This window comes from Mesorhizobium sp. M7A.F.Ca.CA.002.09.1.1, assembly GCF_003998555.1.
Classification (GTDB): Bacteria; Pseudomonadota; Alphaproteobacteria; order Rhizobiales; family Rhizobiaceae; genus Mesorhizobium; species Mesorhizobium ciceri.
The window spans coordinates 1-949 of sequence record NZ_RZRR01001355.1; the positions used below are offsets into that span (position 1 = coordinate 1).

Here is a 949-nt window from a genome sequence, read left to right on the forward strand (position 1 = left end):
CCCTTCCTGGTTTCGCCGTTAGCCGCCGATGGCTGCCTTACGGGCTTCGACGATGACGTTGTAGAAGTCCGCCTTAACCGGGACGTAGCCGGTAAAGTCGCCGCCCTCGACGCCTTCGAAGCAAGCCTTGTCCTTCTTCGGCAACTGCGTGAAGAAGTCGGCGAGCTTGGCGGTCATTTCGTCGCCGAGCGCGGTGCGCACGACCAGCGGGCCGTTCGGGATCAGACCCGAGCGCCAGACTTCGACGAAGTCGTTGGGGTCGACGGCGCCCTTGGCGACTTCCTTGTGGAAGGTGCCGGAGGTGTAGCCGTCCTTGAAGTCGCCGATGCCGGAAGAATCGTCCACCGCCACGTCGACCTTGCCGTCACGCACGGCCAGGACGTTGTTCTCGTGACCGCCGTTGAACTGGGTCGAGGCGAAGAAGGTTTCGTTCGAAGCGCCGGTATCCTTCGGGATCTGGGTCAGCGGGATCAGGTAGCCGGAGGTAGAATCCGGATCGGCGTAGCCGAGCTTCTTGCCCTTGGCCGACTTGATGTCGGTGATGCCGGAGGATTTCAGCGCCAGGCCGATCGAATAATAGCCGGTGGCGCCGTCGGTCTGCTGGGTGGTGAGGATCGGGGTGACCGCCTTCGGGTCCTTGAGAGCGACGCTGGCGTAGCCGGAAGCGCCGAGTTCGGCGAAGTCGAGCGTGCCGCCGAGCAGGCCCTGGATGACGCCGTCATAGTCGGCGGCGGGGAACAGCGAGACCTTTTCGAAGCCGAATTCGGCCTTCAAATGGTCGGCGAGGCACTGGTAGTTGCGCAGCCGGTCGGTTTCGTTTTCGCCGCCGAGAATGCCGACGCGAAATTCCTTCATGTCGGCGGCATGGGCCATGCTGGTCGCCATGGCGAGCACCGAAACGGCGCCAAAGACCATCTTCCTGAACATTGGATATTTCTCCTGTAGGTTC

At 62.6% G+C, this 949-nt stretch carries 1 protein-coding gene; it reads right to left on the reverse strand.

Features of this window, described 5'->3' with window-relative positions:
* Positions 1-18: 18 nt before the first annotated feature.
* Positions 19-927 carry a phosphonate ABC transporter substrate-binding protein gene (phnD, locus tag EN994_RS33170; protein ID WP_063169040.1) on the reverse strand — a complete coding sequence of 303 codons (909 nt, stop codon included), beginning with the start codon at positions 925-927 and terminating at the stop codon, positions 19-21.
* Between the last annotated feature and the right edge of the window lie 22 nt (positions 928-949).